This is a genomic window from Tardiphaga sp. 172_B4_N1_3 (assembly GCF_052076035.1).
Lineage (GTDB): Bacteria > Pseudomonadota > Alphaproteobacteria > Rhizobiales > Xanthobacteraceae > Tardiphaga > Tardiphaga robiniae.
On the sequence record NZ_CP197238.1, the window covers coordinates 914,618 to 930,980 of the forward strand.

The window sequence follows — 16,363 nt, forward strand, 5'->3', positions numbered from 1 at the left end:
ACGAACTCGGAGCGAGTGGATAGTCCCCCTCACCCGTCTGGCTTCGCTGCGCTCCGCCAGCCGACCTCTCCCCGCAAGCGGGGAGAGGTTAGGGCGCGCTACCTCAACAACTCCACGATCGCTTCCGCCGCGACGGCCGGCGTCATCGTGCCGTCGGCGACGTCGCGTTCGACTTGTTTGACCTTGCTGCGAATGCCGGGATCGCTGCGCAGCCGCGCCTTCAACCGATCCTCCAGCATGGTCCACATCCATTTCACCTGCTGCTCGCGGCGGCGGCCGGCGAAATCGCCGGACGCATTCATCGCCGTGCGATGTGAGACGACCTTGTCCCAGAGTTCGGCGATACCCGTCTTGGTCAGCGCCGAATAGGTCACGACTGGCGGATGCCAGTGCTCCGACCGCGGCGCCAGGATATGCAGCGCGCCGCGATAATCCCCGGCGGTGATATTGGCGCGCTTGAGATTGTCGCCGTCGGCCTTGTTGATGGCGATCATGTCGGCGAGTTCGATCAGGCCTTTCTTGATGCCCTGCAACTCGTCGCCGCCGCCGGGCAGCATCAGCGCCAGAAAGAAGTCGGTCATGTCGCAGACCGCGGTTTCCGACTGGCCGATGCCGACGGTTTCCACCAGCACCACGTCGAAGCCGGCGGCTTCACAAAGTAACATGGCCTCGCGGGTTTTCGCCGCGACGCCGCCGAGCGTGCCGGAGGACGGCGAGGGGCGGATGAAGGCGTTCGGATGAGCCGACAGATCGTTCATCCGCGTCTTGTCGCCGAGGATCGAGCCGCCGGTGCGCGCCGAGGAGGGATCGACGGCCAGCACCGCGACCTTGTGGCCGCGCTCGATCAGATACATGCCGAGCACATCGATGGTGGTCGACTTGCCGACGCCGGGCGAGCCGGTGATCCCAACGCGAAACGCTTTGCCTGTGGCGGGCAGCAGTGCCTGCACGAGTTCGCGCGCGGCGGCCTGATGATCGGCGCGGCGGCTTTCCACCAGCGTGATCGCCCGCGCCAGCGCGGCGCGGCTGCCGGCGCGGAGGTCTTTGGCGAGCGCGTCGATGTCGATGGGGGCTTTCGTCACTGCGGCCCCTTGTCGTCGTCCTTCGGCCGCTCGCCGGCGAAGATCGCGCTGCCCTCGGCGGACAGATAGGGCTTGAGTGTCTCCCACGGCACGAAGGCGTCGTAGTCGCCTTCGGCATAGGATCCGACCGCATAGGGGCCGTAATGGAAGCTGAGACCGGAGCTCTTGCCGGCCGATGTCGATGGCGTCAGCGATACCGGCCCGATCTTGAGCAGCTTCGGCTCCAGCGCCTCGACCAGGCTCATGTCGGGATTGTCGTTGTCGCGTTTTTTCTTCTCGAGTTTCAGATCGGCGACGACCGCATCGCGGATCGCCGTCATCGCCGGCCCGCCATCGGCGAGCTCGGTGAAGAAAGGGCGGATGCTGATCATCTTGCCGGCCTGTCTGTCCCACAGCAGCGTGTCGTTGGCACGATTGGGATGCGCGCCGCCGGTGTAGTTGTAGTCCGCGCGGATGATGCTGACATAGCGGCTGGAGACGAGCGAGCTCTGCGTATAGCTGCGCTCCGATTCCCAGGGCCGGTTGCGGATATCGGCAGGCAGATCGCGCATGTCCTTGCGCTGCTCGGCCAGTTCCTTCAGCGTCTTCGCAGCCCAGCCATTGCTGGCGGATGTGAGATATTTCAGCAGCGGCGCATCGGACTTGATCGCGGCATCGAAGAAGACGGCGACCTCGGTGTATTTGGCCTTGAGCTGGATGTCGGGCTTTGGCTCGGCGGCGAGGGAGATCGCTATGGAAGTGATTAGGAAGGCACAGGCCAAGCCTGCGAGACGAGAAGTATTACGGATATAAGCAAGTTTCATTCTGGAGACCTGAGCCGCGCGGCGCACCGTTCGAGAGGAGGCATCAAATCGTGAGCCCAATGTAGAAGAGTGTCTGGCCCAACTCTGATTGCGACGTTGCCGAGACGATCACTCATCTCGGCAACCGCTGTCCAGTCTACTTCAGCTTCGCGCTTCTTTATCTCATTCGGGATGTGATCCGAAGCAATTCCGATAATCTCGAAAAACCGCTCCATGGCCACGCAAGTCCTCATGTCCTTGGCGAGGTCTGCCGACGTGCGACCAGCGATAGCTTCTTCGACCAGCGCAATTTTCTCGTAGATATGCGAGAAACGCTCTGCAACGGACGGTGGCGGAATTGTGCCAGTTTCCATGGACCAGCTCATCAGGCACCCGATTGGTTGATTGTGGTCTTGATTACTCCGCTGCCTCGCTGTGGCCCAGCCGCGCATTGAGCTTGTGGATCAGCTCTTCGGCGGCCTCGGAGATCACCGTGCCGGGCGGGAAGATCGCCTCGGCGCCGGCCTTGTAGAGTTCGTCGTAATCCTGCGGGGGGACGACCCCGCCGATGATGATCATGATGTCCTCGCGGCCCTGCTTCTTGAGCGCGGCCTTGAGTTCGGGCACCGCGGTCAGATGGGCTGCGGCCAGCGACGACAGGCCGAGGATGTGCACGTCGTTTTCGACGGCCTGCCGGGCGGCTTCATCGGCGGTGGCGAATAGCGGCCCGATATCGACGTCGAAACCGACGTCTGCGAAAGCGGACGCGATCACCTTCTGGCCGCGGTCGTGGCCGTCCTGGCCGATTTTCGCGACGAGAATACGCGGGCGGCGGCCCTCGGCGTCCTCGAAGGCGTCGATCAGCGCCTGAACCTTCTGGACCTTGTCGTTCATGGTGGACGCCTCGCGCTTGTAGACACCGGTGATGGATTTGATCTCGGCGCGGTGGCGGCCGAACACTTTCTCCATCGCGTCCGAAATTTCGCCGACGGTGGCCTTGGCCCGCGCCGCGTCGATGGCCAGCGCCAGCAGGTTGCCGTTGCCGTCCTTGGCCGAGCGCGTCAGCGCCGCCAGCGCGGCATCGACGTCGGCCTGGCTGCGCTCGCCACGAAGCCTCTTCAATTTGTCGATCTGCAGCCGGCGCACGGTGGAGTTTTCCACCTTGAGCACGTCGAGCGCTTCTTCATTCTCCGGCTTGTACTTGTTGACGCCGATCACCGCCTGGCGGCCGGCATCGATGCGGGCCTGGGTCTTGGCCGAGGCTTCTTCGATGCGCAGCTTGGGCACGCCGGCCTCGATGGCCTTGGCCATGCCGCCGAGCTCTTCTACTTCCTGGATATGCGCCCAGGCCTTGGTGGCGAGATCGTGGGTCAGGCGCTCGACATAATAGGAGCCGCCCCATGGATCGATGATGCGGTTGGTGCCGGTTTCCTGCTGCAGGAACAGCTGCGTGTTGCGGGCGATGCGCGCGGAGAAGTCGGTCGGCAGCGCCAATGCTTCGTCGAGCGCGTTGGTGTGCAGCGACTGGGTGTGGCCCTGTGTCGCCGCCATCGCCTCGATGGTGGTGCGCATCACGTTGTTGTAGACGTCCTGCGCGGTCAGCGACCAGCCCGAGGTCTGGCAATGGGTGCGCAGCGAAAGCGATTTCGGGTCCTTCGGATTGAACTGCGTCAGGAGCTTGGCCCACAGCAGCCGCGCGGCGCGCATCTTGGCGACTTCCATGAAGAAGTTCATGCCGATCGCCCAGAAGAACGACAGCCGCGGCGCAAAGCGGTCGACGTCGATACCTGCGGCGAGACCGGCACGGAGATATTCGACGCCGTCGGCCAGCGTATAGGCGAGTTCGAGATCCTGCGTCGCGCCGGCTTCCTGCATGTGATAGCCGGAGATCGAAATCGAATTGTACTTGGGCATCTTCTGTGAGGTGTAGGCGAAGATGTCGGAGATGATCCGCATCGAGGGCGTCGGCGGGTAGATATAGGTGTTGCGCACCATGAACTCTTTCAGAATGTCATTCTGAATGGTGCCGGTCAGTTTTTCCGGCGGCACGCCCTGTTCTTCGGCGGCGGCGACATAGAGCGCGAGGATCGGCAGCACCGCGCCGTTCATGGTCATCGACACGCTCATCTGGTCGAGCGGAATGCCGGCGAACAGCGTGCGCATGTCGTAGATGGAATCGATCGCAACGCCGGCCATGCCGACGTCGCCCGACACGCGCGGATGATCGCTGTCATAGCCGCGATGGGTGGCGAGATCGAACGCGACCGAGAGGCCCTTCTGGCCGGCGGCGAGATTACGGCGATAGAAGGCGTTGGAATCTTCCGCGGTGGAGAACCCGGCATATTGCCGGATCGTCCAGGGCTGGTTGACATACATGGTCGGGTAGGGGCCGCGCAGGAATGGCGCGATGCCGGGATAGGTATCGAGGAAATCGATGCCCTTGACGTCATCCTCGCCATAACCTGGCTTCACCAGAATGCCTTCCGGCGTCAGCCACGGCTCGCCCTGCGACGGCGCGCCGGCGGCAATGGGCGAGAAAGCGATGTTGGTAAAGTCAGGAATCTTGGTCATGGTCGTTTCTCGAATTCTCGATTGCGTTCGATGAGTCTCTGAACGTTCTTCTTGTAGGTCGGGTCGTCTGACGGGGGCGTTTCAGTTTTCCGCCAGAGTACCACGTCAAACACTTTTTCAAGCACCTTGGCGATCGGCCACATCAGCAAGTCGAATAGCAAACTGCCCATGCGCGCGATCCTTGTTGAAACACGCTATCTCAATCATGATCCGGATGCTGATAGCTGAACACTTCCGCGCATTTCTCCGGTCCGAAATTCTGCATCGTCGTCTTGCTCGGCAGGTTCGACACGTTGCCGACCCAGCCCAGGCGTGACTCCGTGCCGAATTGCTGCGTCGGCACCACGCGGTCCGGGCGGTCGAAGGCGCCGGTCATGATCTCGATCTTGGGGCCGCCGATCGCGCGGTAGCTCAGCGGCGTGCCGCATTTGGCGCAGAAGTCGCGTTCCGCGATCGACGATGACTTGAACGCCGCCGGCTTGCCGCGGGTCCACGCAAAATTCTCGTTCGGGATATCGGCGAGCGAGGCGAAGGGCGCACCGGTGGCCTTCTGGCACATGCGGCAATGGCAGATGCTGACCCGGGTCGGCGCAGCCGACAGCGCAAAGCGGATCGCGCCGCATTGGCAGCCGCCGGTCAGCGCGGGTTTGCTCGCCGTTGCCGTCATGGCTTACTCCATCAGGCCGAATTTAGTAGATTATGGGCCTGCACCAGCATCGCCAGCGCATCGCCGCCGGCAATGATAAAATCCCTAACGCCTGCGTGGCGCAAGGGCGCCTCGAGGTCGCCGGGGCGGCCTGCCAGATAGATATGCTTCGCGCCGGCGGCCTGAAGCGCCTTTGCTGCGGGCGCGGCCTGGCCGGCATAGAGCTTGTCGGACGAGCAGATACATACCAGCGCGGCGCCGGAGGCCTTCCAGGCCTTGGCGAGTACGGCCGGATCGGAGAAACCGTCGCTGTCGAGGGCTTCGATGCCGCCGGTCTCGAAAAAGCTCTTGGCGAAGGTCGCGCGTGCCGTGAAATCGGCGGGCGTGCCGAGATTGGCCAGGAAGACCTTCGGACGGGCACCCTTGCGTGCCAGCAGGTGATCCGACTTGTCGCGCAGCACCTCGAAGGGCGAGGCCAGCCGGATCGGTTCCAGCGGGTTGAACTTGATCTTGTCCTTGCCATAGGGCTTGCCGGGGATCGGCTTGACCTTCAGCACACTGGCGCGGCCCTCATGCAGGTTCGGGAATTCGCTGGCGCCGGTGAGCACTTCGCGGCGCTTGGCCACGCTGGCCTGACGGGCGGCACGGGTCGCGGCGACCTTCGGCTGGATCACATTGTTGCCAAGCGCCGGGAAGGCGCCGCCGGCTTTTTCGATGTCCTGGAACTGCGCCCATGCGGCGTCGCACAGTTCGCGCGTCAGCGTCTCGATGCCGCCGGCACCGGCGGCGGGATCGGTGACCTTGGCGAGATTGGACTCTTCCAGCAGCACCAGTTGGGTGTTGCGCGCAGCACGGCGCGCAAAGCCATCGGGCAGGCCGAGCGCCAGCGTATGCGGCAGCACGCAGATGGAGTTGGCGCCGCCGAGGCCAGCCGCGAAAGTCGCCATGGTGGCGCGCAACATGTTCACATAGGGATCGCGCTGCGTGAGCATGCGCCATGCGGTGTCGGCGGCGATGAACAGTGGCTTCGGTGTCAGGCCGCAGCTTTCCTCCACGCGCCCCCAAAGCAGGCGCAGCGCGCGGAATTTCGCCATGGTGAGAAACTGATCGGCATCGGCCGCGAGACGCGCATAGACCATGCTGCGGGCCGCCTCGAGCGGAATATTATGGTCTTCCATCGCGCGCAGATAGGACACCATCACCGCCAGAACGTAGGACAGTTCCTGCACTTCGGAGCCGCCGGCATCGTGGATGATGCGGCCGTCGGCGACGGCGAACGGGCCCTTGAAGCCTTGCGCGGCGAGCTTCTTGATGGTGTCGGTGACGGCCGGCGCCATCTCCCACCAGTTATAAGCGCTGGTGCCCCATACGGCGGTGGCGCCGATGGGATCGAGACCAAAGCGGATATCGCATGTGGCGGGATCGATGCCCTTCGTCTTGATGTAATCGGCCAGATGCGTCACGGCCATGCGCGACTGCGGGCCGGCATGGAGTTCGATGCCGATCCCGGCGTCGAGATAGATGCCGTCGAACAGCGTCTCGATGGTGTCGGGCGAGGCGACGAGGCCGAACCCCCGCGCGCCATTGGCACCTTCGAACACCAACGTGAGACCAGTGGCGCCGTTTTCGAGATCGTGCAGCGCCTGCTTGTTCGATTTCGCGGCATCCGGGTGGTCGATCCGCTGCATGATCTGCCAGGGCGCCGCGGGCGGCCGGCCGGCGATCGGGGCAGCATCATGGGCACGCGGATAGATCGGCTGGATCTTGACGCCGTCATAGGTCTTGCTGATCAGCTTCTCGAACGGCGCGCCTTTCAGCACGCCATCGACGAGCTTGCGCCAGTCATCGTAACTCGCAGGCGCAAAATCGGCGGCCAGCCGCAGGTCATCAGTCGCAGTCGACATTGAGGAACTTCACTCCCGGTATTGCTTCGTGGTTGAGCCGGAAAATGCCATGCCGAGAAGGGGTTGCCAATGGCTGTTCGAGCATGGGGATGCGCGGAATTGGCGCTTTCTTCCCTCTCCCCGCAATGCGGGGAGAGGGCGGCGTCGCGCAGCGACGACGGGTGAGGGGCGGGGCACAGAGCCAAACCAATCTGGTCGGAGCTGGTCGCGCCGTGGGATCTGCGAGTGATCTTGTGAGGATAGTTCCGGCGTGTTGGCGCTCAATCCAGATCCGGCAGCTTCTCGATGCCGTCGGTTGAGAGGGTCTTCAGATGCTCGGCAACGGTCTTGCCTGATATCACCCGGTCCGGGGCGATCTCGGCCAGCGGCACCAGGACGAAGGCGCGTTCCGTGGCGCGGGGATGTGGCAGGTGCAGTTCCGGCTTGGCGATGACGACGTCGTCATAGGCGATCATGTCGAGATCGAGCGGTCGCGGACCCCAGTGCCCCTCGGCAACGCGGTTGCGGCCGAACTTGTGTTCGATCCTGTGCAGCGTGAACAACAGCGCGTGCGGATCGAGTTCGGTCTCGATCTCGATTGCCGCATTGACGAAGTGGTCCTGCGGCACATCGCCCACTGGCGGCGTGCTGTAGTCTGCCGAGCGTTCGATCAACGCGGCCTGCGTCATGCCGCAGATATTGCCGATCGCCTTGCGGAAGGTCATGCGGACATCGCCGACATTGCCGCCGAGCGCGATGAGGACGCTGGCCATCGGTTACGCCCGCGATCTGCGCAGTACCACGCCGACATCGTCGAAGATCGCGGCGATCGGCGCGTGCGGCTTGTGCACGGTGACCTTGACCGAGCTGATGCGCGGAAAATCCGCGAGCACCGCATCGGCCACCGCACCGGCGGCGCGTTCTAGCAGCTTGTAATTGGTGTCTTTGAAAGCAGCGATCGCGGTGGCGACGACATTGGCATAGGACACGGTATCGGCGAGGCGGTCGGTGCGCGAGGCAAGGTCGATATCGGCATCGAGTTCGAGATCGATGACGAAGCGCTGCCCGACGACGCCTTCGTAATCGAGCACGCCGTGATGGGCATGCACGGATACGCCCTTGATGAAGATCATGTCGGTCATCTTAAGTCCTCGATGGCTGCGGTGACGCGCAGGGCCTGAACGGTTTCCGCGACGTCATGGGCGCGGACGATTTTGGCGCCGTGCCGCACCGCGAGCAGATGCGCGGCGAGCGATCCGCCGATGCGCTGCTGCGGCTCCGACGGCACGACGGTCGATATGAATTTCTTGCGCGAGGCGGCGATCAGCACCGGCAGGCCGAAGCTGGTCAGCGCGTCGAACCGCGCCAGCGCAATCATGCTCTGCTCAGGCGTCTTGCCGAAGCCGATGCCGGGGTCGAGTACGATGTGGCCCGCAGGGATGCCGGCCCGGGCGGCGATCTCCAGCGAGCGCGCGAAAAAGCTTTTCATGTCGGCGACGATATCGATGCTGCCATCGACGGTCTCACGGTTATGCATGACGACGACAGGCGCGCTGTGCTCGGCGATGACGCGTGCCATGTCGGGATCGCGCTGCAGGCCCCAGATGTCATTGGCGATGGCGACGCCGGCGGCGAGCGCTTTGGCGACGACGGACGCCTTCATGCTGTCGATCGATACCGGCGTGCCGAGCGCGATGACGTCGGCCAGCACCGGCACGAGCCGCGCCCATTCTTCATCGGCAGTGACCGGCCGGGATCCATAGGGGCGCGTGGACTCGGCGCCGATGTCGATGATCCCCGCGCCCTCGGCGATCATTCGCCTGGCCTGCGCCAGCGCACGCTCGGGGGCATCGAACTGGCCGCCATCGGAGAAGGAATCCGGGGTGACGTTCAGGATGCCCATCACGGCAGGCACCGGCGATGCCAGCAGCGCGGCCAGCACCGGGTGGACCGTCGGAGCAGACGTTGTCGGACGCGCGATCATGAGGTCGCTTTGCGCGGTCAGGGGGAGGGAGTCAAGATGGATCAAAACGTCATTCCGGGGCGCATGCGGCGTGAGCCGCAGGCGAACCCGGAATCTTGCAGTGTGAAGCGATCCGGCGTTTCAGCCATCTCGGGATTCCGGGTTCACGCTCCGCTAGCGCTGCGCGTGCCCCGGAATGACGAGAGGCTCAATACGAAATCTTCAGCGGCAGCTGGCGCGCCTTTTCGATCAGGTCGCCGACCGATTTCTCCGAGGGCATCACCCGCACCAGCTTGCGCTTGTCGTTGGCCTCGCGCATCGCCTGAGCCAGGCGGGACGGGTTGCGGTGGGTCAATTCGCGTACCGTGTTGACGCCGGAGGCGCGGAGCAGTTCGGCCTTGGCCTTGCCCATGCCGGGGATGCGCAGGTAGTCGGCGAGGTTCGCCCATTCGAGCAGTTGCTGTTCGCTGAACCCGGTCTTGGCAGCGAGTTCCTTGCGGCACTTCGCGGAGTGAGCGGCGTCCAGCAGCCCTTCCATGGTGCGGATGCCTGCCTTTTTCAGTTTGGTTGCGGCGAAGGCCGTCAAACCGTCAATCTTGGAGATGGGATATGTCATGGTACTCAGACGTATGAAGATCGGACGTATGAAGATGCTGGACGCTTACGCGCGGCTGCTGACGTAACAGACGGTCAGGAGAACTGGCTCAGGCCAGGTGTGCCGGCAACGATCTCGTCCATGGCATCCGCGCCGATCTTCTCGCGGCCGAACTTGAACAGTTCGCGCGCGACGCTCTGGATCTCGCCCATGCCGAGGCCAAGACCCATCAGCTTGCTGCCCAGGGCCATGATGCCGCCGCCCATCAGGCTGCTCAATCCACCACCGCCCTCTGAAGATGCGATGGCTGCATCCGCACCCGGAATTTTTTCGATGAGCGCATTGACCGGCGCGGCCGGTGCTTCCTTGCGCAGGAACCCCAAGATAATGCCGACAGCCTTTTCAGCCACAGCTTCGTCGATGCCGACCTTTGCGGTCAGCGCTTTGATCAATTCGTCCATGATGCCCCGCCTCACATCGGTTGAGTGCCGATGCCCTTATGTTGAAAAGTGATCTTGAGCCGCTGTGATTCGAATTACAAGCGCGCCAACTCGCCCGACGTGCGATTCAGTGTGATCGCGTATCGAGTGTTGCACCAATGCAAGAGCAAACGTGAAATTTTGGTCAATTGTTCGCAGATGCGACAGCGCCGTACTTTGGAAAGAGCAAAAAGATACGGCTTGTGTTTCGTCCGTGGGAACGACGGACGGGTTTCAGGTGTGGCGGGAACGCTTTGCGTTTCAATCGCTCGCCAAGATGCGGTAAGATCATGGTGAGCCGCAAATTTTTTTGAAATCTTTTTCTTGATGCGCGCGACAGAGGCGATCCGATGGCGACCACCGAACTGAAGTCAGGCGATACCGACGGCAAGATCTTCATCGGCAAGGGCGACCAACCGGCATGGCTGACGCTGGCCCTCGGCAATCGCCACGGTCTCGTCACGGGCGCGACGGGAACAGGTAAAACCGTATCGCTGCAGGTGATGGCGGAGGGCTTTGCACGTGCCGGTGTGCCGGTCTTCGCTGCGGACATCAAGGGCGACCTCTCGGGGATAGCCGAAGTCGGCGAGGGCAAGGACTTCATTTTGCAGCGCGCCAAGGAGATGGCGCTGACGTTCCAGCCCGATCAGTTCTCGACCGTGTTCTGGGACGTGTTCGGCGAGCAGGGCCATCCGGTGCGCGCGACCATTTCGGAGATGGGGCCACTGCTGCTGGCGCGGCTGCTCGATCTCAACGATGTGCAGGAAGGCGTGCTCAACGTCGCCTTCCGCGTCGCCGACGAGAACGGCCTGACGCTGCTTGACATGAAGGATCTGCGCGCGCTGCTCGACGCCATCGTGCCAATGACCGCCAAGAAGGACGAGGTCGATCCGCTTGCCGATGTCCGCAAGTCGGCCTTGAGCTTCGGAAACGTCACCAAGGCGACAATCGGTACCATCCAGCGCCAATTGCTCGTGCTGGAGAACCAGGGCGCCGATAAATTCTTCGGCGAGCCGGCGCTGGAGCTGAAAGATTTTCTCAAGACCGACCGCGACGGTCGCGGCATGGTCAATATCCTCGTTGCCGACAAGCTGATGTCGAGCCCGCGGCTCTACGCAACCTTCCTGCTGTGGCTGCTCTCGGAACTGTTCGAGGAATTGCCCGAAGTCGGCGACCTGCCGAAGCCCAAACTGGTATTCTTCTTCGACGAAGCGCATCTCTTGTTCAACGATGCGCCGAAGGCGCTGCTCGACAAGATCGAACAGGTCGTGCGCCTGATCCGCTCCAAGGGCGTCGGCGTCTATTTCGTCACCCAGAACCCGATCGATGTGCCCGATCGCGTACTCGCCCAGCTCGGCAATCGCGTTCAGCACGCTCTGCGCGCTTTCACCCCGCGCGATCAGAAGGCGGTGCAGGCGGCGGCACAGACCTTCCGTGCCAATCCGAAACTCGACACGGCCACGGTCATCACCGAACTCGGCAAGGGCGAGGCACTGGTCTCGTTCCTCGAAGGCAACGGCACGCCTGCGATGGTCGAACGCATCATGGTGCGTCCGCCGACCGCACGTATCGGGCCGATCACGCCTGAGGAGCGCAAGGCGATCCTCGCGGCGAGCCCGGTGAAGGGCAAATACGACACCGCGATCGATTCCGAATCCGCCTACGAGACGCTGCAGAAGCGCATCGCCGGGACGGCGGCGACGCCGGCCGAGGCTGGCGACGCGGCGGGCGGTGGCGGCGGTGGTGGATTTTTGGGCCAGCTCGGTGCGATCGTCGGCACCATCTTCGGCACCAATACCGGCCGCAACAGGCTCTCCACCGGCCAGGTGATTGCGCGCAGCGTCACCCGCAGCGTGACCAACAAGGTCGTCGGCGGCATCGTCGCCAATATCGGCAAGCAGGTGGGCGGCTCGCTGGGCAGTTCGATCGGCCGCGAGATCGTACGCGGGACGCTGGGCGGGATTTTGAAGCGGTAAGGACCGTCCAGACTGTCCATTATGCACCCGCCCGCGGCTTTGCAGGTCCCGGCGCCATCTGCTACCCACCGCGGTCTGAACCGCGCCGTGCCGGCGGGTCTTTTAAGCGGGACTGCGAAGTGACGAAAAGTGACGGCGAAATGCCGGTTTTGCGGTGGCCGTCCTTGCGGCAGCCGCTGGACGTGCTGTTCCTGATCACCTGCGTCCTGCTGACGGCGGATGTGCTCGTTCCGGAAATCTTCGGCAACGGCAAGACCAAGGACTACGCGCTGTGGTTCTGGGCCGGGCGGCAGGTGCTGCACGGTGCGCCGCTCTATGAGGCGAAGACCAATGGTGCGCTGGACTTCATCTATCCGCCGCTGTCGGCGGTTTTGCTGGCGCTCCCGAGCTGGTTCGGCAAGATCCCGCTTTATCTCTTGCTCTCGATCCTGAATTCGGCGGCCTGGGCGATCACCAGCCAGCTGTCCAATGCCATGACCGGCTCGAAGAAAATTCCGGCGGCGTGGCTTGCGGCGCTGCCGGGCTTTGCGACCATCACCTTCGTGTTCGACATGTACGATCTCGGCCAGCCCAATCTCGTGCTGCTGGCGATGATGCTGCTCGGCTTCTGGTGGATGCAGAAGGATCGGCCGTGGCTCGGCGGCAGCATGTTCGCGCTCGCCACGGCCATCAAGGTGTTCCCGGTGGCGGTGCTGCCCTATCTGATCTGGCGGCGGCACTGGGCCGCCTCGGCGAGCATGATCATCTGCACGCTGCTGTTGCTCTATGTGGTGCCGGCGCCGTTTCGCGGCTTCGAACGCAATGCGGCCGAGGTGAAGACCTGGTACACCGAAATGGTCGGCTCCAGCTCCGAGAAGGGGTTCGGCCAGCGCGACGAACAGAACTGGTCATGGGTCAATCAGTCGATCATCGCGATGACGCATCGTCTGGTGCGGCCGATCGATTATTTCCAGGATGATCGCAAGCGTGGATCGGCCACGATGAACGTGATCGATGTCAGCTACAAAACCGCGAACCTGATCGTGCTCGCAGTCTCCGGTCTGATCGGCCTCGGCTTCATCTGGTCGCTGCTGCCGCGATCGAAACTCACGCCGCGCTCACGTGCCGAAGAACTCGGCATCCTGTTCTGCCTGATGACGGTGGCATCGCCGCTGGCGCGGCAATATTACTTCATGTGGCTGTTCCTGCCGCTCACGGTGTTGATGCATCGCGCCGCCGATGATCCCAGGCCGAATGTACGGACCGGGACATGGTGGCTGCTTGGCATCATTGGCATGCTGATGGCGCTGTCGATCCCGGTATTCCCGGCCATGCTGCAGGCCTGGGGCAATAATCTGCTGGCAACGGCCATCCTCGCAGGCGGATTGATCTGGCATATGCACCACCCGCCGGTGCTGCTAGATTCCACCGAAATTCCGGACCACCACGCTTAAGGAAATTCGCTCATGTCCAATACGCAGCTTGCATCCGTTCTCGATCGCGTCGATGCCGATTTCGACAAGGCCCTGGAGCGGTTGTTCGCGCTGTTGCGGATCCAGTCGATTTCCGCCGATCCGGCTTACGCCGAGGACTGCAAGGCGGCGGCAAAGCATCTGGCCGGCGAGATCGAGGGCCTGGGCTTCAACGCCGAGGTACGGCCGACGGCGGGCCATCCCGCTATCGTCGCCACCGCCAAGGGCAACACCGGCAAGCGGCCGCATGTTCTGTTCTATGGTCATTACGACGTTCAGCCGGTCGATCCGCTGAACCTGTGGCATCGTCCGCCGTTTGAGCCGGTCGTCACCAAACATGCCGATGGCCGCGACATCATCGTTGCGCGCGGTGCGCAGGACGACAAGGGCCAGCTCTCGACCTTCGTGGAAGCATGCCGCGCCTGGGTGAATGTCACGGGCTCGCTGCCCATCGATCTCACCATCTGCATCGAAGGCGAAGAGGAGGTCGGCTCGAAGAATTTCGTGCCGTTCCTCGAAGCCAACAAGAAGGATCTCGCCGCCGATTTCGCGGTGGTGTGCGACACCGGCATGTGGGACCCGTCGACCCCGGCGATCACCACGTCGCTGCGCGGGCTCGTCTACGAAGAGGTGAAGATCACCGCAGCCAACCGCGATCTGCATTCCGGCATCTATGGCGGCGGTGCGCGCAATCCGATCCGCGTGCTGACCAATATTCTCGGCAAGCTGCATGACGACAATGGCCGCATCACCATTCCCGGCTTCTATGATGGCGTGAAGGATTTGCCTGCCGATATTCTGGCGCAGTGGAAGGGCCTCGGTCTCACCGCGGAGAGCTTCCTCAAGCCGATCGGTCTTTCTATTCCGGCCGGTGAGAAGGGCCGCGAACTGATCGAACAGATCACGTCGCGCCCCACTTGCGACATCAACGGCATCGTCGGCGGCTATACGGGCGAGGGCTCCAAGACCGTGATCGCCTCGCATGCGTCGGCGAAAGTCTCGTTCCGTATCGTCGAGGGTCAGGACCCCGGCAAGATCCGCGATGCGTTCCGCAAATTCGTCACCGATCAACTGCCCGGCGATTGCACCGCGGAGTTTCTCGATCACTCCAACGCGCCGGCTATCGCGCTCGACTGGAACATGAAGCCGCTCGCCGCTGCGCGCGATGCGCTGACCGACGAATGGGGCAAGCAGGCGCTGCTGATCGGCTCAGGTGCGTCGATTCCCATCGTCGCGGATTTCAAGCGCACGCTCGGTCTGGACTCGCTCCTGATCGGCTTCGGCCTCGATGATGACAATATCCATTCGCCGAACGAGAAGTACGACCTCAAGAGCTTCCACAAGGGCATCCGGTCGTGGGCGCGGATCATTGCGGCGCTGGCGGATGTGAAGAAGTAAGCTACACATTCGTCATTCCGGGGCGCGAGCGCCACTTGGCGATCGCGAACCCGGAATCTCGACGTGTTCATCACTGCGGGATTCCGGGTTCGGTCCTGTCGCCTTCGGCGCCCGTTCCGCCCCGGAATGACGAGTATGGCTGCGCGTTGACCCACATCAAGGCTTGCGTCAGGCTTTCCTGATCGAAAGATAAAAAAGGGAGGATGCAATGTCCGCAGCCGAAATCGCCAATACTCATTTCTCTGCCGCGATGGCGGCAGCACAGACCGCCGGGGTCGATCAGGACAGCGTCTGTCGCTCCCTCGTGAATCTCGTGGTCTCGAAGTATCTGGAGACAAGGACCACGGCTGACGTTCAATCGGAGCTGCGTTTCGTTGCCGATAATTGCGATCCCGACACGGATTTTGCGTTCATGCGGCCGTGAGATTTCCTCGTCATTCCGGGGCGCGGTGCGTCGCCGCAGGCGATGCGGCGCGAACCCGGAATCTCGATGTGGCCTAGCGTCCGCGGGAGCTTTCCATGCCGGGATTCCGGGTTCACCCGCAAGAGCGGGCGCCCCGGAATGACGAGTGTGGCTGAAGCGCAAATAAAAAACGCCGCCCGGAATTGGACGGCGTTTTGAATCACTGTGTAGAGGTATGTAACCTCTCTATAGCACCAAATCTCAGGTCTTGTAAGACGGATCGCGGCGGTCGAGCTTGCGCAGCATCGGCGGCCAGACCAGCTTGGTCGAGCGCAATTCGGCCTTGTCGGGGTTGCCCACCAGCGCGGCGTTCTTGTCGATGACGATCTGGTCGACCGGATAGGCGGTCGGGCCGAGCATCCGGGTGCGGACCTGCATGGTGCAGGCGCGTTCCAGGTAATACATGCGCTCGAACGCCGAGGCGACCGAGCGGCCGACGGTCAGCGTGCCGTGATTGCGCAGCAGCATGGCGTTCTTGGTGCCGAGATCCTTCTGCAGGCGGGGGCGTTCGTCGTGATCGAGCGCGACGCCTTCATAGTCGTGATAGGCGAGTTCGGGGATCACGAGCTGAGCAGTCTGGTTCAGGGGCTGCAGGCCCTCCATGCAGGAGGCCACTGCGGTGCCGTCCGGGGTGTGCAGATGCATCACGCAGCCGGCGTCTTCGCGGACTTCGTGGATTGCCGAATGGATGGTGAAGCCGGCCGGGTTGATGCTGTATTCGCTTTCGGAGAGCTGGTTGCCGTCGAGATCGACCTTGACCAGCGACGATGCGGTGATCTCTTCGAAGATCAGGCCATAGGGATTGATCAGGAAGTGATGGTCGGGGCCGGGCACGCGGGCGGAGATGTGGGTGTCGATGAGATCGTCCCAGCCGTAAAGCGCAACGAGACGGTAGGCCGCGGCGAGATTGACGCGCTGGGCCCATTCGCCCTCACTCATATGCGACGGCACTTCCTTGAGGCGGGCTTCGGCTGGTGACATGTTGAGTGCTCCCGGATTGACTGGCAGTGTTTTGGCGTTTGGCTGAAGCCAGCCTAATCCCGCCCTGTTGCGGCAGCAAGCCAGACGGTTTGC

17 protein-coding genes are annotated in these 16,363 nt (G+C 62.9%); 4 read left to right on the plus strand and 13 right to left on the minus strand.

What is annotated here, in order from left to right; all coding sequences use genetic code 11:
* Positions 1 to 98 precede the first annotated feature (98 nt).
* From meaB to AB7783_RS04000, 12 genes are all read right to left on the minus strand, one after another.
* Positions 99 to 1,082: a methylmalonyl Co-A mutase-associated GTPase MeaB gene (meaB, locus tag AB7783_RS03945; protein ID WP_441276901.1), complete on the minus strand. Its 984-nt coding sequence runs from the start codon at positions 1,080 to 1,082 to the stop codon at positions 99 to 101.
* Complete coding sequence (locus tag AB7783_RS03950) at positions 1,079 to 1,885, minus strand: DUF3298 domain-containing protein (protein ID WP_441276902.1); 807 nt, start codon at positions 1,883 to 1,885, stop codon at positions 1,079 to 1,081. The genes meaB and AB7783_RS03950 overlap by 4 nt, the downstream gene beginning before the upstream one ends.
* Positions 1,882 to 2,238 carry a HepT-like ribonuclease domain-containing protein gene (locus AB7783_RS03955; protein ID WP_441276903.1) on the minus strand — a complete coding sequence of 119 codons (357 nt, stop codon included), beginning with the start codon at positions 2,236 to 2,238 and terminating at the stop codon, positions 1,882 to 1,884. The genes AB7783_RS03950 and AB7783_RS03955 overlap by 4 nt, the downstream gene beginning before the upstream one ends.
* Positions 2,239 to 2,281: 43 nt before the next feature.
* Positions 2,282 to 4,435, minus strand: a complete 2,154-nt coding sequence (gene scpA, locus AB7783_RS03960; protein WP_320443706.1) for a methylmalonyl-CoA mutase — start codon at positions 4,433 to 4,435, stop codon at positions 2,282 to 2,284.
* Entirely contained in the window at positions 4,432 to 4,605 is a 174-nt protein-coding gene (locus AB7783_RS03965) for a hypothetical protein (protein WP_170849709.1), read from the minus strand. The genes scpA and AB7783_RS03965 overlap by 4 nt, the downstream gene beginning before the upstream one ends.
* Positions 4,606 to 4,634: 29 nt before the next feature.
* The gene (locus AB7783_RS03970) at positions 4,635 to 5,102 is read right to left on the minus strand and encodes a GFA family protein (RefSeq protein WP_093759041.1); all 468 of its coding nucleotides are present in this window, start codon (positions 5,100 to 5,102) and stop codon (positions 4,635 to 4,637) included.
* Between the two features lie 11 nt (positions 5,103 to 5,113).
* Positions 5,114 to 6,985, minus strand: a complete 1,872-nt coding sequence (locus AB7783_RS03975) for a methylmalonyl-CoA mutase family protein (protein WP_441276904.1) — start codon at positions 6,983 to 6,985, stop codon at positions 5,114 to 5,116.
* Positions 6,986 to 7,245: 260 nt separating this feature from the next.
* The gene (folK, locus tag AB7783_RS03980) at positions 7,246 to 7,737 is read right to left on the minus strand and encodes a 2-amino-4-hydroxy-6-hydroxymethyldihydropteridine diphosphokinase (protein WP_441276905.1); all 492 of its coding nucleotides are present in this window, start codon (positions 7,735 to 7,737) and stop codon (positions 7,246 to 7,248) included.
* Between the two features lie 3 nt (positions 7,738 to 7,740).
* Positions 7,741 to 8,106: a dihydroneopterin aldolase gene (folB, locus tag AB7783_RS03985; protein WP_089266999.1), complete on the minus strand. Its 366-nt coding sequence runs from the start codon at positions 8,104 to 8,106 to the stop codon at positions 7,741 to 7,743.
* Positions 8,103 to 8,948 (minus strand): dihydropteroate synthase, encoded by an 846-nt coding sequence (gene folP / locus AB7783_RS03990; protein WP_441276906.1) that lies wholly within the window; start codon positions 8,946 to 8,948, stop codon positions 8,103 to 8,105. The genes folB and folP overlap by 4 nt, the downstream gene beginning before the upstream one ends.
* A 187-nt stretch (positions 8,949 to 9,135) precedes the next feature.
* Positions 9,136 to 9,543 (minus strand): DUF4332 domain-containing protein, encoded by a 408-nt coding sequence (locus tag AB7783_RS03995; RefSeq protein ID WP_089267001.1) that lies wholly within the window; start codon positions 9,541 to 9,543, stop codon positions 9,136 to 9,138.
* Positions 9,544 to 9,617: 74 nt separating this feature from the next.
* Entirely contained in the window at positions 9,618 to 9,983 is a 366-nt protein-coding gene (locus AB7783_RS04000) for a hypothetical protein (RefSeq protein WP_068734292.1), read from the minus strand.
* 368 nt (positions 9,984 to 10,351) lie between these two features.
* Between AB7783_RS04000 and AB7783_RS04005 the strand changes: the two genes are divergently transcribed.
* From AB7783_RS04005 to AB7783_RS04020, 4 genes are all read left to right on the plus strand, one after another.
* Complete coding sequence (locus AB7783_RS04005; protein ID WP_089267002.1) at positions 10,352 to 11,977, plus strand: helicase HerA-like domain-containing protein; 1,626 nt, start codon at positions 10,352 to 10,354, stop codon at positions 11,975 to 11,977.
* Between the two features lie 140 nt (positions 11,978 to 12,117).
* Positions 12,118 to 13,410, plus strand: coding sequence for a glycosyltransferase family 87 protein (locus tag AB7783_RS04010; RefSeq protein WP_175367529.1), 1,293 nt, complete (start codon positions 12,118 to 12,120; stop codon positions 13,408 to 13,410).
* A 12-nt stretch (positions 13,411 to 13,422) separates the two neighbouring features.
* Positions 13,423 to 14,826 (plus strand): M20/M25/M40 family metallo-hydrolase, encoded by a 1,404-nt coding sequence (locus AB7783_RS04015; RefSeq protein WP_441276907.1) that lies wholly within the window; start codon positions 13,423 to 13,425, stop codon positions 14,824 to 14,826.
* A 208-nt stretch (positions 14,827 to 15,034) separates the two neighbouring features.
* Positions 15,035 to 15,250: a hypothetical protein gene (locus tag AB7783_RS04020; protein WP_184515462.1), complete on the plus strand. Its 216-nt coding sequence runs from the start codon at positions 15,035 to 15,037 to the stop codon at positions 15,248 to 15,250.
* Between the two features lie 240 nt (positions 15,251 to 15,490).
* On the opposite strand, the gene AB7783_RS04025 is transcribed toward AB7783_RS04020, so the two are convergent.
* Positions 15,491 to 16,270 (minus strand): class II aldolase/adducin family protein, encoded by a 780-nt coding sequence (locus AB7783_RS04025; protein ID WP_089267004.1) that lies wholly within the window; start codon positions 16,268 to 16,270, stop codon positions 15,491 to 15,493.
* Positions 16,271 to 16,363: the final 93 nt, after the last annotated feature.